At 66.9% G+C, this 19,331-nt stretch carries 15 protein-coding genes; 9 read left to right on the top strand and 6 right to left on the bottom strand.

Annotated features, from left to right (window positions below; all coding sequences use genetic code 11):
- The first annotated feature begins 35 nt into the window (after nucleotides 1–35).
- The 7 genes from E0504_RS31635 to fxlM (E0504_RS31670) all read left to right on the top strand — a co-directional run bounded on the left by E0504_RS31635 (nucleotide 36) and on the right by fxlM (E0504_RS31670) (nucleotide 8,270).
- Nucleotides 36–389: a hypothetical protein gene (locus E0504_RS31635; protein WP_131626338.1), complete on the top strand. Its 354-nt coding sequence runs from the start codon at nucleotides 36–38 to the stop codon at nucleotides 387–389.
- 443 nt (nucleotides 390–832) lie between these two features.
- Complete coding sequence (fxlM, locus tag E0504_RS31645) at nucleotides 833–2,086, top strand: methyltransferase, FxLD system (protein ID WP_131626340.1); 1,254 nt, start codon at nucleotides 833–835, stop codon at nucleotides 2,084–2,086.
- Complete coding sequence (fxlA, locus tag E0504_RS31650; protein ID WP_131626341.1) at nucleotides 2,086–2,223, top strand: FxLD family lanthipeptide; 138 nt, start codon at nucleotides 2,086–2,088, stop codon at nucleotides 2,221–2,223. Before fxlM (E0504_RS31645) ends, fxlA begins: the two co-directional genes overlap by 1 nt.
- An 81-nt stretch (nucleotides 2,224–2,304) precedes the next feature.
- On the top strand, nucleotides 2,305–5,052 hold the full coding sequence (locus tag E0504_RS31655; protein WP_131626342.1) for a lantibiotic dehydratase: 2,748 nt from the start codon (nucleotides 2,305–2,307) through the stop codon (nucleotides 5,050–5,052).
- Nucleotides 5,049–6,119 carry a lanthionine synthetase C family protein gene (locus E0504_RS31660; protein ID WP_131626343.1) on the top strand — a complete coding sequence of 357 codons (1,071 nt, stop codon included), beginning with the start codon at nucleotides 5,049–5,051 and terminating at the stop codon, nucleotides 6,117–6,119. Before E0504_RS31655 ends, E0504_RS31660 begins: the two co-directional genes overlap by 4 nt.
- 16 nt (nucleotides 6,120–6,135) lie before the next feature.
- Nucleotides 6,136–6,918, top strand: coding sequence for a thiopeptide-type bacteriocin biosynthesis protein (locus tag E0504_RS31665; protein WP_131626344.1), 783 nt, complete (start codon nucleotides 6,136–6,138; stop codon nucleotides 6,916–6,918).
- A 143-nt stretch (nucleotides 6,919–7,061) separates the two neighbouring features.
- A complete protein-coding gene (gene fxlM / locus E0504_RS31670; protein WP_131626345.1) occupies nucleotides 7,062–8,270 on the top strand; it encodes a methyltransferase, FxLD system in 1,209 nt (402 codons plus the stop codon).
- 705 nt (nucleotides 8,271–8,975) lie between these two features.
- On the opposite strand, the gene E0504_RS50605 is transcribed toward fxlM (E0504_RS31670), so the two are convergent.
- The 3 genes from E0504_RS50605 to E0504_RS31680 are packed head-to-tail and all read right to left on the bottom strand — an operon-like array spanning nucleotide 8,976 to nucleotide 10,713.
- Complete coding sequence (locus E0504_RS50605; RefSeq protein WP_165938664.1) at nucleotides 8,976–9,143, bottom strand: hypothetical protein; 168 nt, start codon at nucleotides 9,141–9,143, stop codon at nucleotides 8,976–8,978.
- On the bottom strand, nucleotides 9,140–10,126 hold the full coding sequence (locus E0504_RS31675) for a replication-relaxation family protein (protein ID WP_131626346.1): 987 nt from the start codon (nucleotides 10,124–10,126) through the stop codon (nucleotides 9,140–9,142). Before E0504_RS31675 ends, E0504_RS50605 begins: the two co-directional genes overlap by 4 nt.
- Nucleotides 10,123–10,713, bottom strand: coding sequence for a hypothetical protein (locus tag E0504_RS31680; protein ID WP_131626347.1), 591 nt, complete (start codon nucleotides 10,711–10,713; stop codon nucleotides 10,123–10,125). Before E0504_RS31680 ends, E0504_RS31675 begins: the two co-directional genes overlap by 4 nt.
- 1,611 nt (nucleotides 10,714–12,324) lie before the next feature.
- On the opposite strand from E0504_RS31680, the gene E0504_RS31685 reads away from it, so the two are divergent.
- On the top strand, nucleotides 12,325–14,091 hold the full coding sequence (locus tag E0504_RS31685) for a recombinase family protein (protein ID WP_131626348.1): 1,767 nt from the start codon (nucleotides 12,325–12,327) through the stop codon (nucleotides 14,089–14,091).
- A 377-nt stretch (nucleotides 14,092–14,468) separates the two neighbouring features.
- Here the strand turns inward: E0504_RS31685 and E0504_RS31690 are convergent, their stop codons facing one another.
- The 3 genes from E0504_RS31690 to E0504_RS31700 form a co-directional block, all read right to left on the bottom strand.
- The gene (locus E0504_RS31690) at nucleotides 14,469–16,217 is read right to left on the bottom strand and encodes an AIPR family protein (protein WP_131626349.1); all 1,749 of its coding nucleotides are present in this window, start codon (nucleotides 16,215–16,217) and stop codon (nucleotides 14,469–14,471) included.
- A 114-nt stretch (nucleotides 16,218–16,331) separates the two neighbouring features.
- The gene (locus tag E0504_RS31695; RefSeq protein ID WP_373693961.1) at nucleotides 16,332–17,306 is read right to left on the bottom strand and encodes a hypothetical protein; all 975 of its coding nucleotides are present in this window, start codon (nucleotides 17,304–17,306) and stop codon (nucleotides 16,332–16,334) included.
- Between the two features lie 173 nt (nucleotides 17,307–17,479).
- Complete coding sequence (locus tag E0504_RS31700) at nucleotides 17,480–18,811, bottom strand: DNA cytosine methyltransferase (protein WP_131626351.1); 1,332 nt, start codon at nucleotides 18,809–18,811, stop codon at nucleotides 17,480–17,482.
- Nucleotides 18,812–18,886: 75 nt separating this feature from the next.
- On the opposite strand from E0504_RS31700, the gene E0504_RS31705 reads away from it, so the two are divergent.
- Nucleotides 18,887–19,303 carry a very short patch repair endonuclease gene (locus E0504_RS31705; protein WP_131626352.1) on the top strand — a complete coding sequence of 139 codons (417 nt, stop codon included), beginning with the start codon at nucleotides 18,887–18,889 and terminating at the stop codon, nucleotides 19,301–19,303.
- The last annotated feature ends 28 nt before the right edge of the window (nucleotides 19,304–19,331 follow it).

Here is a 19,331-nt window from a genome sequence, read left to right on the forward strand (position 1 = left end):
CCGGCCACCGTCCCGGACCAGCAGAGGAGCGCATCGTGCATTTGTCCACGGAAGCGCCAGGCGGGTCCGTCGGCCGGACGCCCGCCGACATCGGCAGCACCGATCCCCCCGGGCCCGACAACGCACCCGGGCAGCTCGGCGCGGCCGAGGGAAGGGAGTCCGGACCGGCCGGCGACGTGGCTCCCTCCCCAATCCTCCCGCGCCGGACACCACACCCAGACTGGGCCGTGGTCGAGCTGGACCCGGACGGCAGGGTGGTCCGGGTCATCGTCGGCCAGCCCGAGTTTCGTAACCCTGCCGACGCCGATCTGTACGCCCGCGGCCGGGGGCTGCCTCATCACCGCGTCGCGCCGGTCGACCTCGGCCGCCGTGTGCCAACCGGGCCCTGAAACGGGGGCCGCCCTTCCCACAAGCGGCCCGTCCACCACCCCGCCCGCGTTGCCTGGCCGTGCCGCGGGCGGGGTGGCCATGACCGCCGCCTGCCCTGGTGCCGACCAGCTCCGCCAGGGCAGGCGGCCTTACCAGAAAGGACTCGTCGTGTGCGTCCCGCGCTCCGCCCCGGACTCCGTCTCGTCGTGGCAGCAGCCGTCGACGCCCCATCCGACGGCGGTGGACGCGGTCGAAGTCGCCCGGGGACCGAACCTCGTGCTGATCCGGTCGTCACTCGGCCGGGTGCCGGTCGGAGTGACCCCGGGAGCATGGGCTGCCTTCGTGGACGCGGTGAGGGCCGGCGAGTACGAGGCAGAACCGGTAGCTGATTACTGGCCTGTTGGAATGCCGGGGGCCGCCCGGACCGCGGCGGCCCGCACGCATCGGGAGAGGAATCTCAAGGATGAGCGTCGGCACCATGAGTAGCGAGAGCGAGCGCCTCCGTAACGCGATGGTCGACCGGCTCGCCGCCGATCATGCAGCGAAGGGCCTCACCTTGCGGCCCGAGGTGGAGGGGGCGCTGCGGACCGTTCCCCGCGAGCTTTACACGCCGGGCGTCCCGCTGAACGAGGCGTATGAGAACGCAGCGGTCCTGAAGAAGTGGCGCGGCGAGGAAGCGATCAGTTCGGTATCGGCGCCGTTCCTGATCGCGGAGATGCTTGGTCAGGCAGCGGATGCGCTCGGTGGTCTCGCAGGGCGTCATGTGCTGGAGATCGGCAGCGGTGGCTACAACGCTTCGTTGTTGCGGGAGCTCGTCGGCTCGTCGGGGTCGGTCACGACTATCGATATCGACCCCCAGGTGACGGGCCGGGCGGTCGCCTGCCTGGCGACAGCAGGCTATGACGACGTGACCGTGGTGTGCGCGGACGCCGAGCACCCGATCGCGCCGGGCCGCCGCTACGACCTGATCATCGTCACGGCTGGGGCGTGGGACATCCCGCCTGCGTGGCGTGATCAGCTCACCGATGACGGTGTGTTGGTGGTGCCGCTGCGCATGTTCGGGATCACCAAGTCCTACGCGCTGCGACGCCGCGGGGACCGACTGGTCAGTGAGAGCCACCGCCAGTGCGGGTTCGTCTCCGTGCAGGGCGACGGAGCCCACGAGGTGCGGTACGTCGACATCGCCGAGGGTGTCCACCTGCGGCTGGATGAGGGCCAGCAGGTCGACCCCACCGTTCTTGATGGCCTGCTGGCGCAGCCCCGCGAGGAGGCGTGGGCCGGGGTGAGCTTGCCGCCCCGCACCGCCTTGATCGACCTGAACCTGTGGCTGGCGTCCCGCCTCACCCACGAGGCGGGCGAGTTCGTGGTGTTGACGGCGCAGGAGACGGCCATCGAGGCCGGCGTCGTCGCGCCCTCCTGGCAGTTCGGTACTCCGGCCACCCTGCACGACGGCACGTTCGCCTACCGGTCGGCGCTGCGCTGGACCGACCGGCGATTCGACCTCGGCGCATACGCCCACGGGCCGGAGGCCGCCGCGGCGGCCGGGCGGATGGTCGAACACATGCGTGCGTGGGTGGACGCGGGCAGCCCGGCTCCGGTGCTGCACGTCCTTCCCTCGCACACCCCGGACGGCGACCTGCCGGACGGGGCGGTCCTGGACAAGCGGCACAGCCGCCTCGTCCTGGCCTTCACCCCCCACGAGAAGGGAACCCCCTGATGGACTACGAGGACGAGCTGAACCTGAACCTGGTCGACGCCGGGACCGCCGCGAGTGGCCACGCCACCAGCACCGACGACGAGTGCGGCTCGGGCGACACGAACTCGGACGCCTGCTCGAGCGGCAGCGGTCGCTGAACCTCGCCCACCCATCGGGCCCGGCCCTCGGGGGGCCGGGCCCGTCCTACCTTCCGCCCGCCCCGAAGCGGGGAGCGAGAGATGTTCCAAGCGGCAGAAGCGGCGTTGATCAGAGCTGCCTCCTACCCCCAAGGCCTACGGCTTCCCGCGTGGCCCGACCTGACCACTGACCAGCCCAGCGAGTGGCTGGAGTGGCTGCGGGAGGTGTGGGCGCTACCAGCGTTCGCGGCAGCCGTCAGGCACGCGGCACCGGACCTGGCCGCCCAGATCAGCCGCGTGCTGGCCGATGAAGCGGTCCAGACGCGCAGGCTTCGGCGTCTGGTGGAGGCGACGGTCCGGTATTTGCTGAGGTGGACGACCCGCGCGACCCCGTTCGGCAGGTTCGCTGGAGTCGCTCCGGTCACGATGGGCCCCCGCGCGGCGGTCCGCTGGGGCGAGCGGCATCACGAGGTGGCCCGTCCCGACGACCGCCATGTCGCCGAGTACACGGGCGTGGCCGAGCGGGATCTGGGGACGCTGCGCACGGTCACGGTCGTGACGAACGCGCTGGGGTATCGGCGTGGCGGGGTGTGGGTGCTGCCCTGCGCCCGCACCGAGGGCGACCAGGTCTGGGATGTCGAGATCGAGCTGACCGGCCCGGTGCGGGTGGCGGTCGAGACGGCCAGCGCCCCGATCCCGTTCCGGGAGCTGGCTGCGAAGGTGGCCGGCGCACATGCCACCGATACGGCGGCGGCCGAACGACTGGTCACCGCGCTGGTGAACGCCGGGGTGCTGCTGTCAGCGGTTCGGCCGCCGATGACCGTGACCGACCCGGCAGCGCACCTGGCGCGCCACATCACCCTCCCCGCCCCAGGCGGGCGGATCGCGGTCGATCTGCGGGTCGATTGCTCGGTGACGCTGCCCCCCGCTGTGGTCCGCGAGGCGCAGGAAGCCGCCTCCACGCTTGTCGCCGTCGCGCCGCACCTGCCCGGCTGGGCCGCCTACCACCGCGCATTCCTCGAACGGTGGGGTCCGGGCGCGGCGGTGCCGCTGCGCGATGTCCTACAGGCTCTCGGGTTTCCCGCCGGATACCGCGGCTCGCCCCGCCGTGACCCGGCAGCGTTCACCGCCCGCGACAGCCTGCTCACATCGCTCGCCCAGCAGTCCGCCCTGGACGGCTGCACCGAGGTGGTACTTGATGACGATCTGATCGGATCGCTGCGCGGCGGCGATGACCGGCCGCCGATCCCGCACACCGAGCTGCGGTTCACCCTCGCCGCCGAGACACCACACGACCTCGACCGCGGTGCGTTCACGTTGACGGTGGTGAGCGGGGCCCGCCATGCCGGAGTCGCGGCTGCCCGGTTCCTGCACCTGCTCACCCCGGCCGAGCTGGACCGGTTCCGCGGCGTCTACGCCGGCCTGCCGACCGCCTTACCTGGCGCGGCCACCGTGCAGGTGTCCGGGCCTCCGCTGGACGCCCGACTGGCCGCCGTCGCCCGTACGCCCGAGCTCCTGCCCGTGCTGCCCGTCGGAGACTTCCACCCCGCCCCGCCGTGGACCCTGGACGATCTGGCGGTGGCCGGCGACGGCCAGCGGCTGTGGCTGGTCTCGCGCACCACCGGGCGGCCGGTCGAGCCGCTGCTGGTCAACTGCGTACTTCTGCCGACCGCCCAGCAGCCACTCATCCGGTTCCTCACGGAGATCTGGACGGCCTGGACAGCTCCGTGCGCCCGGTTCGACTGGGGACACGCCCGCGGTCTGCCGTTCCTGCCGCGGATCCGGCGGGGCCGCTCGATCCTGCACCCGGCCCGCTGGACCATCCCCGCCACCGCGCTCCCCGCACGCACCGCACCATGGCCGCAGTGGCGGGCGGCCTGGCAGCGACACCGCGAACGCCACCGGCTGCCGCGCGAGGTGCTGATCGGCGACGACGATGTGCGGCTGCGCCTCGACCTGGACGAGAACGCCCACCTCACGATGCTGCGCAGCCACCTCGACCGACACGGACGCGTCGCCCTCACCGAGGCCGGCGGGCGAGCGAAGTGGATCGACGGCAGACCAGCCGAACTCCTGCTCACCCTGACCCGCAGGCCACCGGACCACCACCCGACCAGCCGGCCGGTCCGTCCCGCCAGCACCCTCCAGCACCGGCCCGGCAGGTCACGTTGGCTGGACACCCGCCTCTACGGACACGCCGATCACATCCTCACCCGCCTGGCCCTACTCCCCGAACTCCACGCGGGCTGGTGGTTCCTGCGCTACCCGCACCCCGAGCCTCACCTGCGGCTCCGAATCCCGCTGCGGGATACCGCCCAGTTCGCCGACACCGCCCACGACCTTGCCCAGTGGGCGCAGCGGCTGCACGACGACGGCCTGCTGGCCGACTACACCCTGGCCACCTACCGGCCCGAGACCCGCTACGGCCGCGGACCGACCCTCGCCGCGGCCGAAGCGGTGTTCGCCGCCGACTCCCACGCCGTCCTCGGACGGCTGGCCGGCGACCGGCAGGCCACCACCGCCGCAGGAATGATCACCATTGCCCACGGGTTCACCGGCGACGGCGCACGCTGGCTTGTCGACCACGCGCCCCACCGCAGCGGCCCCCGGCTGGAGCCCGCCCAGCTCGCGGGCGCCCGCCGTCCCTACGGAGACGACAGCCTAGCCACGGCGCTGGCCGCCTACCGGACCCTCGCCGACCAGGCCGGGCTCGATGTCGACCAGCTCCTGGCAGATCTGCTGCACCTGCACCACGCCCGCATGATCGGAGCCGACACCGCATCGGAGCAGTACTGCCTGCGTCTGGCCCGCGCCACAGCCCAGACCGAACTCGCCGGGAGGATCCCGTGACGGCGGGACAGTCGCTCGCCGACGGAGCGGCAGGCATCGCCCTCCTCCACCTGGAAACCGGCAACTGGCCAGCGGCGCACGCGGAGCTGGAGCGGGCCGTCGCGGGCGGAGTCAGCGTCGCCGAGGGCGCCAGCCTCTACTATGGCGCTCCCGCCCTCGCGGTCGTTCTCGCCGCATCCGACCAGCCAGGACTCCTCCGAGCGAAAGCCACCGCCGCCGCCGGAACCACGATGGTGACCCGCCACCGTCTGGAGGCAGCCCACCGTCGCATCGACCAACGCCAACGCCCGCAGTACGCCGAGTACGACCTGATCCGCGGACTGACCGGACTCGGTGTCGCGCTGCGCCGCACCGGCGATCGCGATCTGCTCCGCGACGTGCTGACCTACCTGGTGCGTCTCACCGACCCGATCGACGGCCTCCCCGGCTGGTGGTGCTCACACGGCCCGCACCGCGACCAGCCCGTCCCGGGCGGGCACGGAAACCACGGGGTCGCCCACGGCATCACCGGACCGCTCGCTCTCCTGGCCCTCACGCTGATCGACGGGGTCACGGTCGACGGACATGCGGGGGCGATCAGCCGGATCTGCCGGTGGCTGGACACCTGGGAGCGGCAGACCAGCGCAGGTTCGTGGTGGCCGGAGTTCGTCACGCTCGACGCCGTGGACCAGGGCGAACCGCGCCAACCCGGTCCACTCCGGCCGTCGTGGTGCTACGGCACCCCCGGCATCGCCCGCGCCCAGCAACTCGCCGCCCGTGCCTTGGGTGACACCACCCGCCAGCACCACGCCGAAACCGCCTTCACCGCCTGCATCGCCGACGCGACGCAGCTCGGCCGCCTCATCGACCGCAGCCTGTGCCACGGAACCGCCGGACTCCTCACCGCCGCACGCCGGATCACCGCCGACGCACTCACCCCGATCCCGATCGGACTACTGGCGCGCCTGCACCAGCAGACCACCGCCGCAGCCAACGAACCCTCCGGCTTCCTCACCGGCTCGGCCGGCGCCGATCTGGCCGCCGCCGGGACCACGACCTCGTGGGACGCCTGCCTCCTACTCTGCTGATCGAAAGGCCCAACCGATGGACGAGATCCCCTGGACGCAGGTGAACATCTCCTGGCCCGGCCCCGACCGTCATCAGCGTGAACGCCAGGCCGTCGACCACCTCGCCCGCGTCCTGCCCGCCGCCGAAGCCGACGGCCTCATCACCTCCTGGTTCTTCATCCGCAAGGGCCCCTGGCGCGTCCGCTACCTGATCGCCGACGGCGCGACCGGCCGCGACGCCAGGAACTGCGATCCCTTCCATGCCCTGCTCACCAACGGGGTTCGCTGGACCGGCGACATCTACGAGCCAGAGGTCCACGCCTTCGGCGGCCCCAGCAGCATGAACACCGCGCACAGGCTGTTCCACCAGGACAGCCGCCGCCTCCTTGCCTTCCTCGGCAACGGCCCCGGCGACCGGCGGGGACACTCACTCGTGCTGTGCACCGCGCTCATGCGAAGCGCTGGACTGGACTTCAGCGAGCAAGGCGACGTGTGGGCACGGGTCGCCGAGCAGCGCCCCGGCCTGGCCGACACAGCACCCGACCCGCAGGTATCGGCATCGTCCACCAGCAGCGTCCGCCACCTTCTCCTCGGCGATGCCCGTGCGGACCTCATCGGCCGCGACTGGCTCGCCGCGTTCGAGGAAGCGGGCAGAGCACTCCGAACCCTGCGGGAAAGCGGCGACCTCACGCGCGGGATACGCGCGGTCATCGCGCTACACGTGATCTTTCACTGGAACCGGCTCGGGCTCCCAGTAGCCACACAGGCCACCCTCGCGCAGGCAGCGAAGGAGGCCGTCTTCAGCAACGCATCCGCGTAGCCGATCAAGAAGACACCGGCCTGTAGCGACTGAAATACCGGGGCGCGGTGTCCCGAATGCCCACAGGTGCCGGCTGTCGGGCACACACGTCCGGCCTCCTTTGGCCTCCTTCGACCGCACCACACCTATCGGAAGGATCATCGTTGAACACCGCGACCTCGACCCCCGATGCCACCCCCGACGAACTGCGCGCTGCCATGGTCGACCGGCTCGCCATCTCGGGAGCCGTCCTCACCGGCGCGGTCGAGGACGCGATGCGCACCGTGCCCCGCCACCTGTTCGTGCCCGACGCCACCCCCGGCAAGGCCTACGCCGAGCAGGCCGTCATCACCAAACGCGCCCCGGACGGCACGTCCCTCAGCTGCGCCTCCGGGCCGGGGATCGTGGCGATGATGCTGGAGGCGCTCATCGTCCTGCCCGGCCAGCGGATCCTTGAGATCGGGGCCGGCACCGGCTACAACTCCGCCCTCCTCGCGCACCTGACCGGGCCCGGCGGGCACGTCACCACCATCGACATCGACCCCGACGTCACCAGCGGCGCGAGCGCCGCCCTCGCCGCAGCCGGCGTCGAGGCGGTCACGGTCCTCACCGGGGACGGTGTCTTCGGTGACCCGGACGGCCACGTGCACGATCGGCTGATCGCCACAGTGGGAGTCTGGGACATCTCCAGCGCCTGGTGGGACCAGCTCACCCCCGGCGGCCGGCTCGTCCTGCCCCTGCGCTGGCGGGGCCAGACCCGCGCGGTGGCCTTCCGCCGCGACAGCGACCGGATGATCAGCGAGTCGGTGGAGCTCTGCGGCTTTGTCCCCATGATCGGACAGGAAGGCGAGCGGACCGCCCCGATCCACCCCGGCGACCTCGTCGCGCTGCACTGGGATCAGGACCAGGCCATCAACCCCGACGCCCTCACCGGCGTACTCACCCGGAAGCGGACGATCGCCTTGTCCGGCATCGAGGTCGGACCCTACGACCCCTTCGACGGGATCTGGCTACGCCTGACCGCCACCGAGCCGGGATGCTGCCGCATCGCGGCCACCCCCGAGGCAGTGAAGTCCGCCCTGTGCGCGCCCGCGATACCCCAGCGCAGCCCGGCCCTCATCGAGGGCGACTCACTCGCCTACCTCAGCCTCGCCCGCAACCACGCCGCGCCCGGCCGTCACATGCTCGGCGTCATCGGCCACGGCCCGAACCGCCACGACCTAGCCGACCGGCTGATCGAAGGCATCCACACCTGGAACAGCGACCGGGCAGCGATCCCCACCGTGACGGCCTACCGCGGCCTCGCCGGTCTCACGCCCCAGGCGTCCGGACTGATCCGCAAACCAGACAGCCCGCTCACGATCACATTCTGATACGCGGCGGGCCAAAACTCAGCCGCCCAGCCGCCGGCGCCGCAGAACACTCCGACGACGCGAGCGCATATCCACGCACGCGACGCGGACTGACATCGCCCGGCCGGCGGGACGCCGGGTCCAGGGCGGATAGCCGCCCGGAGGCGGAAAACCGTGAGGTGGGCCGGTGTCCGCCTCCCGGGCGGGCGCCGGGCCGCCGCACGTGTTTTCCTGCCTCCGGGCGGCGTAGCCTGGCCGACCATCGGAGGGGGCCGCAGGCCGCTGACCTGGGATTTTACCGACCGACTCCCCCTCCACCCTTAATCGGAGGGAATACTGGAGGGAATATCCGTGGGAATAATGGAGGGTATAACGGAGGGTGGGGGTTTCGATTTAGCCTGCATGGCAGGAGGGGTTCCGGTGCATGCGGCTCGCCGGGTGGCCCGAGGCGAGGACGGTTTCTTGCGCGGCGGCGGAATGGGTAGCCTCGCGACAGGCGGTTTTGGCTTAAATTTCCACGCTAGGACTTTTCTCGCCCCACATTAAATTATTCCACGCTACCAATGTAAATTTCGGCATGGGTAATGTCAATGGCCTACGGACCATAGAACGCGAGTATCCGATTTCCGGGGTTGTCCCTGGGGAGAGCCTATGGCCGGTCTCGACTTCGCCAACGGCGGCCAGCACGGTACGCGGCAACCCCGGCCAGGTCGCCGCCGCCGCGACCTACAGCCACTGGTAGTCGGTGGGAATCTCCTGCGCGGCGGGCCTGCGATGCTGACGGCAGCTGCCGCCGCAGTCGGCCCCGCCGCCGAGGAACCCGGCCGCGACACCGCCAGCGAGGATCCGCAGGGCGAGCGGCAGCGCGCACAGTCCGACGACCAGCCGGCTCACGCGGGGCCGAGGGGGGATCGCGGCCCGAACTGCGGCGTGGGTGGGCGGGGTGTCGGTGCCGGGTCCGTCTCGTCGTGGTTGTTGTGGTGGTCGTGCGGGTCGGGGTTGTCGGCTGGGGGGCGGGTGCGGATCGGGGTGCCGTAGCGGGTGGTGAGTCCGTCGAGGTCGGTGCGGGTGGTGGTGTGCAGGGGCAGCCACACTTGCCGGGCGGGGGCGAGGTCGGGCGGGTCGGCCGCGGTCGTCGGGGCGGTCAGGGGGGCGGGGGCGGCGGTGACGAGGACGACGCCGGCCGGGGTGGCGGCGAGCCGGGCGCGTAGTTCCCGTTCCCGGTAGGCGGACGGCAGCCAGATCAGGACGGGGCTGGTCAGGCCGCTGGAGGCAGCGAGCCTCGTGTAGCCCGGGATCTTGCGGACGATCTGAGAGAGGGATTCGGTGCCGGTGTCGAATTCGACGAAGAAGTCGAGCCGGCGCTGGCCGGCCTGCCAGGTGCCGTAGCCGTCCGGACGGATCCACTGCCGCCACAGGGCGGCGGCACGCCGTTCGGACCACCAGACAGTCAGTCCTTCGTTGTCGGGACGGGTGCGGCTGGCATACACCCAGGCGGTGAAGACCGCGTTGACCCCGACAAGGTGACCAAGGCGGGGCGAGCTCACCCACGCGTGCAGTTTGTCGCGGCGGTAGCCGAGGTCGGCGGCACTCTGGCCGCGCCCGGCGGCGAGAATCGCCGCGCCGACCGGCCCGAGCATGTAATGGTAGGGGCCGGTACCGCGGCCTTGGCCGTAGTAGGGGCGCATCCGGTCGACGGTCTGCAGCCGGTGCAGGGTCGCGAGCCGCATCCGGGCCATCCGGTCGCCGTCGAACGCGAGGCGGGTCAGCTGGTGGCTGGTCAGGACCCGGTGCTCGTGCAGCATCGCGAACATCCACCGGTCCCGGCTGGTCATCCGCCCGGCCACTTCCAGCAGTCTCTGCTCGGCGCCGCTCACTGGCCGCCTCCCACCAGGGCGGGTCGGAGATCGCGCCCGGCTTCGAGCGCGGAGGTGTACTGGCCTGCGGCGACCCGCAACGCGGCGGTGTCGGCCTGATCGATCACGAGGCGGGCCGCCGCCGTCCACGCCGTGTCCTGCTCCGGAGCCCTTTCGGAGCCCTTGGGGGAGGGGCCGCCGGAGGGAGCGCGCGCATCCCCGCCGGAGGGGGACGGCACAGATGCGGACGGCTGGGCCAACTTCACGCCCTGCAGACGGTTCACCTGCAGCAGATGGGCGTCCTCCGGGATGGTCGCCTCTCGTCCGGTCGCCTGTGCCAGCAACCGCTGGGCTTCCATCCACGGCCACGGCGTCAGCACTGCCAGCACCGGCAGGTCCATCGCAGAGCTGCGGTAGGAGGCCGCCTGCACCAGGCCCGCCCGGTGCCCGCCGAGCACCAATAGGGCCCCGACTCCCCGCACCCCGGCCGGCAGCCCGACAAAAACATCGATAAAACCGGGCAGCGCCTCCGCGTCGAGATCGGCGATATCCCCGCGGTAGACAGGGGCCAGCGCTGCGGCGCGATGACGCAGCACCAGCGTCGCCATCCTCACTGCCGCGGCATTCCACGTGTCCGACTCCCGCGGACGCGGAAGAGACGCCCGCACAGCGTGCCGGGCCGCCAACGGTGTCTGCGGCCCAGTCACCTCCATCCGCAACTCCCGCAGGCTGAACCACCGGTCGGCCTGCCTCGGGACATCAGCGCCATTCACCCCCAACCCACCCGGGGATTCCATCAGCGTCAGGAAGATCTCGGACCGATTCAACGATGATTCCGCAGCGTTATCAGAGTCGCGCAGCACGATGGATGTCTCCCGTCCCTGGAGCCAGCGTTCCGTCGGCTCCAAGGACGCCACACCACATCTGACGGTGATCTGACACTCGTCCACGCCCAGGTAGATGAGGCGCAGGGGCGTCCGGAAGCGACCTGACGGTGATCTGACGGTGATCTGACACATCGCCTCGGAGGACGGGAATGATCAGGTGTCAGATCTGTGTCAGATCACCGTCAGACACCCTGGAGTTCACTCGGACCCGAACAGCTACCTCGGCTGCCAACTGCCGTTCGCCAAGCGGTATCCGCCGAGATCCTGTTGCGGAGAAACCGAGCTCCCCGGCCTCCGTCCCGCCCGACCCGAGGTGCTGTGGGATCAATCCATTCACCGTCCAGCCCGCAACCACCCCGAAACCCAAGGGCCCTACCCAGAAGCCACGGCCCGCCCGCACCGTTGCCCACCTCCGTCAAGATCGAAAATCTCGCTATCTGCCCAACGATAGTGAAATTCCCACCAACGCTACCGGGGGCCTCAACCGCTCTATATCGCGGTCCACCGCACTCCATGGTCAGCCGCCGCCTCGGTGTTCCCGCGCTACCGGAACACGACGCCGGAGTCATCATCGACCATCCGCCCTACCATCACGCCGCGCACGTTTCTCCGCAATCTCAGTGCGCTCGCGGGGCAACTGCCGCCCCGGGCGGGGGGCCTCCTCGCTGTCCATTTCCACCGGTGCGGCGGACGACCTGCTCGTGGACACCGTCATCGCCGGCCGCGCCGCCGCCCGCATCGTCGGCCTGGGCGGCAACCGTCTGATCCCCCTCTCGGCTCGTCGCCCTGCACAGCGCTCGCGCTACCCAAGCGTCCGGTGCTCCCTCCACGTCACCGCCCCCGTAGGCATCCTTCTTCGCGCGCCCACGACGTAGCCCACCCGCCCCCTGCCTGCGCTCGGCCAGTAGGCCCGACAACGGGCCTGAGCTGGGAGAACGTGATCTGACGGTGATCTGACACAAGTTGCAGACGCAACAACAGTCAGATCACTGTCAGGTTCCTTCGCTCACCATGGGAGCGCAGCGCGGACCCGGTAGATCTCTCCGAGGAGTTCGGAACGGAACCCACCCAGCCCTGTAGGTCCACCCGTCGCGCGGCGCAGGTCCGCCAGGACCCCGCTCCGCACCAACCGGCGGCGCCCAGTACACCGCCGCAGTCAAAAGCGGGCAGGTCGATCTCTGGGCTACCTCCCCTGCGCCCGGCTCTCTTCACCACGATGACTCCCCAGCAATTCGCCGATGCCGTTCAAGCGCTCGCCGACCTCATCGCACTGCATTTCCCTCCCGACGGGCCCATTCCTCATCAGGGAAGCCCTCCGGAATTTGAGACAATTTGACACCACCGATACGGAGAGCGACAATCGCCGTCGCCGATCCGACGGCGTCAATCCACAGAATGGGACCGAGAGAAGCCGATGTTTCACATACTCCCCCTGCAACTGGCGAGGGAACGCCGCCCACAGGACACCCCCGCAGCCGGCGACAGCCGGGGCGACGAATGACCACGCCGAGCTCCGGCACCCTCTGGGGATCGACCATTCCGCAACCGACCGTCCGGGTGGCGCTTTCTCTTCGGGCCTCGACCGATGAGGAAAACCAGCCCTACTCCCTGGACGGGCAGGAAGCTGGACTGAAGAAGTTCGTCGCGAGTCAACCAGGCTGGACTATCGTCAAGATTTATCGCGACCGCAAGTCTGGCGCCACCATGGACCGCCCTGGGCTGCTCCAGGCCATATCAGATGCCCGAGCCCACCGCTACGACGTACTTCTCGTCTATCGGGTCGACCGCATCGCCCGCTCCCTACGGGTCCTCTGCCAGATCGTCGACGAACTCGACAAGACCGGCGTCACCTTCAGATCGGCCACCGAGCCGTTCGACACATCCACCCACATCGGGCGCATGCTGATGCAGATCCTGGGCATGTTCGCCGAATTCGAACGTGCCGCCATGATCGACCGCATCCGCAAGGCACTGCGCGCGAAGTCCGCCAAGGGCGGATGGCACGCCGGCAGGACCCCATACGGCTACACCGTGGACGAGAACAAACTCTTCCTCGTCCCCGTACCCGATCAAGCGCTCGTCATCGAGGAGATCTTCCACCTGTACACCCGACGCCATCTCGGCAGCAAGGCAATCGCGAACCACCTCAACGAGAAGGGACTGCGGACCCGCGACGGAGGACTCTGGTCCGACCGCTACATCACGACCCTGCTCCGGAACCGCGTCTACACCGGGGAGATCTACTACGACGATTCCTGGCACCCAGCCCCGCACACACCTCTGGTCGACAGCGACACCTTCGCCAAGGCCACGAAGATCCTCGATGCCCGATCCAGAGATCACAGCTTGCGCGCCTCGAACCCCGCAGAGTACGAACTCACCGGCCGCATCGTCTGCGACCGCTGCAACGCCGCCTACACCGGAGCCCTCGCCCACGGACGATCCCGCGAGTACCGCTACTACATCTGCCACAACCGGCAACGCTTCGGCAAGAACCGCTGCGACAACGACCGGCTACCCGCAGACGCCCTCGAGGACGCCGTCATCAACGCCCTCATCAAGGCCTACAGCACTTCGACGATCTTCGACGCCGCCATCGCCGCCCACCAGACCAGAACCGCGGAACCCCAGCAAGACCACAGCGAACACCTCGCCCGGCTGGAAAACCAGATCAACTCGATCCGCGGCAAGATCCGCAAATACCAGACCGCGTTCGAAGAGGGCACCATGCCCGAGGACGCCTGCGGAGAACGCATCCGGGACCTCGCGACACAGCTCACCCAGGTCCAGGACGAACACGACAAGATCAAAATCGAGATGGTGGAGGAGCCGCCCGATCCCGTGCCACTCGCGAAGATCGGCGACGTCCAAGGTCTCATCTTGACCTTGCTGACGGAAGCTCCGGCGAAAGAGGGCAGCAAGCCCCTGCGCAGGGCAGTCCTACACACACTGACCGAAGAAATCCGCGTAAGATCAAGGTCGGACATCACGCCGACGTTCCGCATTCCCGACCAGGACGCGGTTCGGGTTGTCCCAGATCCTGTGGGCAGGGGCGGGGTCGAACCGCCGACCTTCCGCTTTTCAGGTCTAAGCGCCTAAGCGCTGTGCTGACCTGCGTTTTCCCACGACCTCGACGAGCGTAACCGCGACAGGCGGATTGTCTTCAAATCACAGTAGCATCCGACCCGCCGGGCAGGCGAGGCCTCGGGCCACGCCGCCTCGGACGGGAGTTTTCGATCATGGAACAGGGTCGGTGGTCGAACACTCCCAAGCGTGTGCCCGACGCACGAACCGTTCAGGGTGCGCGCTGCGGGGGCACGGTCAAGGCCGGCCTGACGGTCGGTCTGGAGCTGCTCGGCGGTGCTGAAGCGAACCGAGGCGAGTGTGGAAACCGATCACGAAGTGACGAAAGTCATTATTGTAGGCGGGAAGAACAACAGCTCGGCTCTCCCATTTTGACCATCGGACCCTTCAATTCAATTTGCCCTTTTTTCTGCGGCACACCGAAGAAGATATTCCGTAAATCGATGCGTCTTCGCAGCCCGCTCCAGAGTCTCCACGTTCTCGGCCGCAAGATAACTCGAAGCCCATCTCTTCAGTTGTTCAAAGAGAGTCGCCAGATCGCCACTATCTATGATTAGATCTTGACCTGCGATGAACCGTAGACCGTGGGGACTCCTTACCGGTCCACCATTCAAAGCCTCCACAACCAGCATCGCGAGATGGTACTTAAGGTTACTCTTCTCCATGACCGTCGCCGCAGCAGTTTCCGAAACGATGAAGGTGTCGATCATCCGCTGAGTCTTAGCGGCCCAAAAATATACTTCAAGTGGAATCGAACGGTCGAAAACGGGCCTATAGTCTTCATTCTTCTTCAAGAGCGAAGAGGGCTTGCCTCGTGCCTTGTCGGGCCGAGCGAGCCCCATTGCCGTGATGGCGGCACCCAGGAGCGGTATGCCTACGATCTTCGAGGAATCCTTGCCCTCATTTTTGTAGTAGTTTTTACGTCGATCATAGTACCAGCCTTGCGTCAGAAAGAAATTTTCTATGTTGCGTTGTACCTCATCTGTGGCACGCAGCGATGCGTCGTCAATATTAGTCTGGCGATTTGTTGCTCTAATTACCTGGTCGCGAGTCTCGGCGTCGTCGGTGACAATGATACGAACAAGAATCATACGGGTCTCGTCGTCCAACGTTGGACTATCCCTAAGGGCATCATAAATTTCATGACTTGTCTGAAGCCCGTTGACGATCTGAATATCCGATAGCGAGTATGTTTTTCCCGCACTAGTCGCCTCACCGCATAGGATAGTCACACCATTATTTAGCCACCAGAATTCGGGGCCATCCGGCGTGGTAAGCGACCTACGAATGTCCTGATTTACGGCAACGTTGCCTTGATAATCACGAACGTTCCACTCAAAAAGATGCCGACGAAGTCGTCCGTTCTCGTCGACGATTAGATCGTAGTAGTCTTTCAAGCGCACCAAAGCGACATGGGACTGCCCACTGGTCGCACTTTCTTGGTACCGCATCGGCAATGTGTAAGACGGGCGATCATTGTACCGGGCCAACAATTCCTTATCGCCCATAGTTGCGACTTCAACATTGCCGGCGTCCGGAACCGAACCTTGGATTACACTGCGCAGCAGTGCAATCTTAGACTCGACCTGCGGAGTAATATTTCGGACGTCTCCCGGTGTTGCGTAGATCACGTGCACGCGGATCCGAGGCCGGCGTACGAGGAGTTTTTCCCAAGCAGTACGGAAGATCCGAACTCTGTTGAGTACCGTACTATTGTAGAGAGCGGACAGCTCATCCAAATCCTGCGAGAGATCTAGAAGGCGCCTCAGAGAGTTTTCCAGCTTGTCGATCGCTTCTTCGGCGAACCCAGGCGTACGCTTGGCCTGTATGATCCAAAGATCCAAGGATCGATTCTGGCCGAACTCAGATGGCTTCCTGCTTGGCGAAAGTACCTCCGAATCTTCATCCAATAGAACATCATCAAAAATTGTGTAGACCGAGTCAATGGCGCCGTCTTGTCCGCCGCCGACTACGCCGGCTTCGACTTCATCCAGCTGTAGGCCGTAGGATCGCATAACCAGCTCAGACACAAAGACTTCGAAGGCGAAACTTTCTGGGGCATCCGGAAATTTCTCGATTCGCCATGATTCAAAAATTCGCATAAGCAGTGTCTGTGCATTCGTCCTCGGCTGCCTCGCCACGACCCATCCCCCAACACATTGGCGCACTAGACAGTCGACATTCTATCCAACATCACCCATAAAGCGCGATACAGGTACACACGGGTCGACCTACCGACCGATCCCACCTTAAATCTAGAGCAAATGGAATGGATCGACCGCGGATTCTATAAGGAGGCCAGGTAGAATTTTACGGAGCCTACCGTGTAGAGAGGCGAGAACAACGTCGCGACCGGACGAGTTCTCGATGGCCTTCGCAGGGGCAACATCCAGCGCTGCCCGGCTTAGGGTCGCTGCATCGGTGCCGATGACAAGTTTGATCTCAATCGGCGCAGGCCCACCATCAGCCACAGGATTCTCTGCGATATCGAAGACATAGATCCAGTCGGCCGGATCCGTATTTTGGTCGTCGAGAAGGCGCCAAGTTCCGTCGGCCTGCCGATGCAGATCAGGTCTTCCTAGGAAGGGTTGCCAAGAGTCCCAGACGGGCTGCGGAATGGCGAGCACGCATCCGACTGAGGTTTCTCTTTTTGTCACCTGGAACTTGAAGGCAACCTGGTAGAAAGTCCGCTTGAACACGTTGGAGATGTTCGGGCCTTCGACCTTTCGGCCTGACCACTCCTGATTTGCGGCAACCTGGGCCGGGAAGTCGTCTGGATGTAGGTCGAGCGCGCCCCGCAATGCGGATACTGCGTGCCTGTAGCTGCCATGGGTGTCAGTGGTCTGAAGCTCGATCACGCCGTAGCGTCCGAGACAAAGCCGTGTGCCATCGTCGGATAGCAGCAGCTCGACGAGCGTTATATCAAATGACAGCTCGGGCGAAGCAGGCGTCCGGGAAAGGCCGATCTCGCCGCCGAGCTTCTCCTGAAAGTAACAGAAGACCCGCGTCCCGCTGCCATCCCCGAGTGTTCCCTTGACACGCTCGCCGGTGAGGGTCGGAACCGGGATTATAGCGACTGGTTCGTCATCTGCGACAGAGAACAGGCGCCGCGTCATGGTCGCAACTAACGTGTCATCCAGAGCCCTGTACGGGCACACGAGCCAGTCCTGCCGACGACCGTTACTCTCCGCACTAATCGAGCAGACGCCCTGGCTGTTGTCTGCCTTCACGCAAGTCTTCAGGCTTCCCAGGATCTCAGATAGGAAAGGGCATCGGCGTTGCCTCTGGTCCTGGAGAGCAGTCGGGTGTGCGGCCACAATCGGGAAAACTCGGTGGCCGTGCCATTCGGCGAGGTGAGGGCGTCGGTTTGGCTCGGACGTCAGCGGGTGATAAAGATCGTTAGTCACGCGGCACTGTCCGCCAGTGTTGGAAGCAGATCGCCATGCGGGCCGAGGAAGGCGACGGGACGCCGTCGGAATGGACTGTCGAGCCGGTGCGTGGGCCTGCCGTCGAGACAGCGGTGAATCTCTTCGGCAATGGTCTTGGCCAACTGGACCGGGACAGCATTACCGACCTGGTCGTACTGGCTGGATCGGTTGCCGTGGAACACAAAGCTGTCGGGGAAGCCCTGAATCCTCGCCGCCTCTCGGATGCTGATGGTACGGTCCTGTTCCGGATGAGTGTATTCGCCGGTCTTTGGATCTCTGAAGCGAGTCACGATGGTGCGGGGAACACCGTTCCACGACATCCGTCGGTATCGGCGGGTGTGGTCCTTGCGCAACGCTCGTTGCATACCTGCTGGGAGCAATTCAAACGGCAGATCGCGCCAGTCTTGGCCAGGCTTGAGGTGGGCAATCCTGACGAGGTTAGAATCAGACAGCTTTGCGGCGTAGTGGTTCCACAGCTCGTCGGTCAGACCAGCGCGCATCTCGCGCTGGTACGCGGTCGTTGCGGGCCCGACATACCGGTCGTTCTGCTTGCCAGCCTCGACGGAGGGCAGGTCGCCAATGGCGTCGTAGGTGGTCAGAAATCCGGCTGACTGCGATGCGGTGATGGTGCAGTTCGGCAGCAGGTCGCCGATTTCTCCACCATGGGTAGGGGTAGGAAAGCCGTAGCCAGCAGGAATATCGAGATCCTTACGCCACGCGATGATGACAAGCCGCCAGCGCATCTGCGGCGCACCGTACTGGGCCGCCAGCAACTCAGCACATGCTCCTGCGTACCCCGTCTCGGACAGGCCCTGCAAGATCGATTGGAGGTAGGCTCCGTTGCCAAGGGTGACTAGGCCAGGGACGTTCTCGATCACGACGCACTTCGGACGCAGATCCTTCGCAGTCCGTAGGACCTCTCGGAAGAGGTTGTTGCGCTCGTCCCACACGACCCGGGACCCCATGACAGAGAAACCCTGGCATGGTGGGCCAGCGAACAGTAGGGACAGCTCGCCGGGTGCAATGCCAGCCGCACGGGCGATCTTCTCACTGTCGATGTCACGCAGGTCGCCAACCAGCACGTCAGCCGGCAGGTTGGCCTGGTGGGTCGATGCATACTCAAGGTCGATCTCGGCGGCGAGCCGCAGATCCGCGCCAGCGGCTACCAAGCCGGCAGACGCACCGCCCGCGCCAGCAAACAGATCGATAGCGCTGAACGATCTGTTCGCCGCAGCGCCGTGACTGGTGCCAGCCAGGACGTCCGGCTGTGCTGCCCTGGCCGGGGCAGCGCCCTCCGTGCTCTCCATCGCGACCTCCTCTGAGGAGGAACGTAGCGGATGGGGCCGACAGGACAGCCCACATGGCTCGTGGAGGATCACTGCATGCCCGAAAGGTGGGTCTCGACACCGGCAGCTGCTGGCCTCCGTGGCCGGCGCAACAGCGACACCGAGCCGGAGCTGCTGCTACGCCGCGCCCTACACGCCGCCGGCGCCCGGTTCCGGCTCCACCGCGCCCTCGACGCCGGCTGCAACCCCGACCTCGTACTCCCGGGCCGGAAGATCGCAGTCTGGGTCGATGGCGACTTCTGGCACGGCTGCCCGGTTCACGGCCGGAGCGCGTTCAGCGGCCCGAACGCACCGCTCTGGGCCATGAAGATGCAGCGCAACCGAGAGCGAGACGCTCGCGCCTCGGAGCTCGCCCGCCAGGCTGGCTGGACAGTCGTACGGCTCTGGGAGTGCGAGATCCGAGCAAGCCCCACCGACGCGGCCCGCCGAGTCCTTGGCGCTGGCGATGCCTAGAGTGGGCAGATTTTCCCGATCGGCAGTA

It is taken from the genome of Parafrankia sp. BMG5.11 (assembly GCF_004337455.1).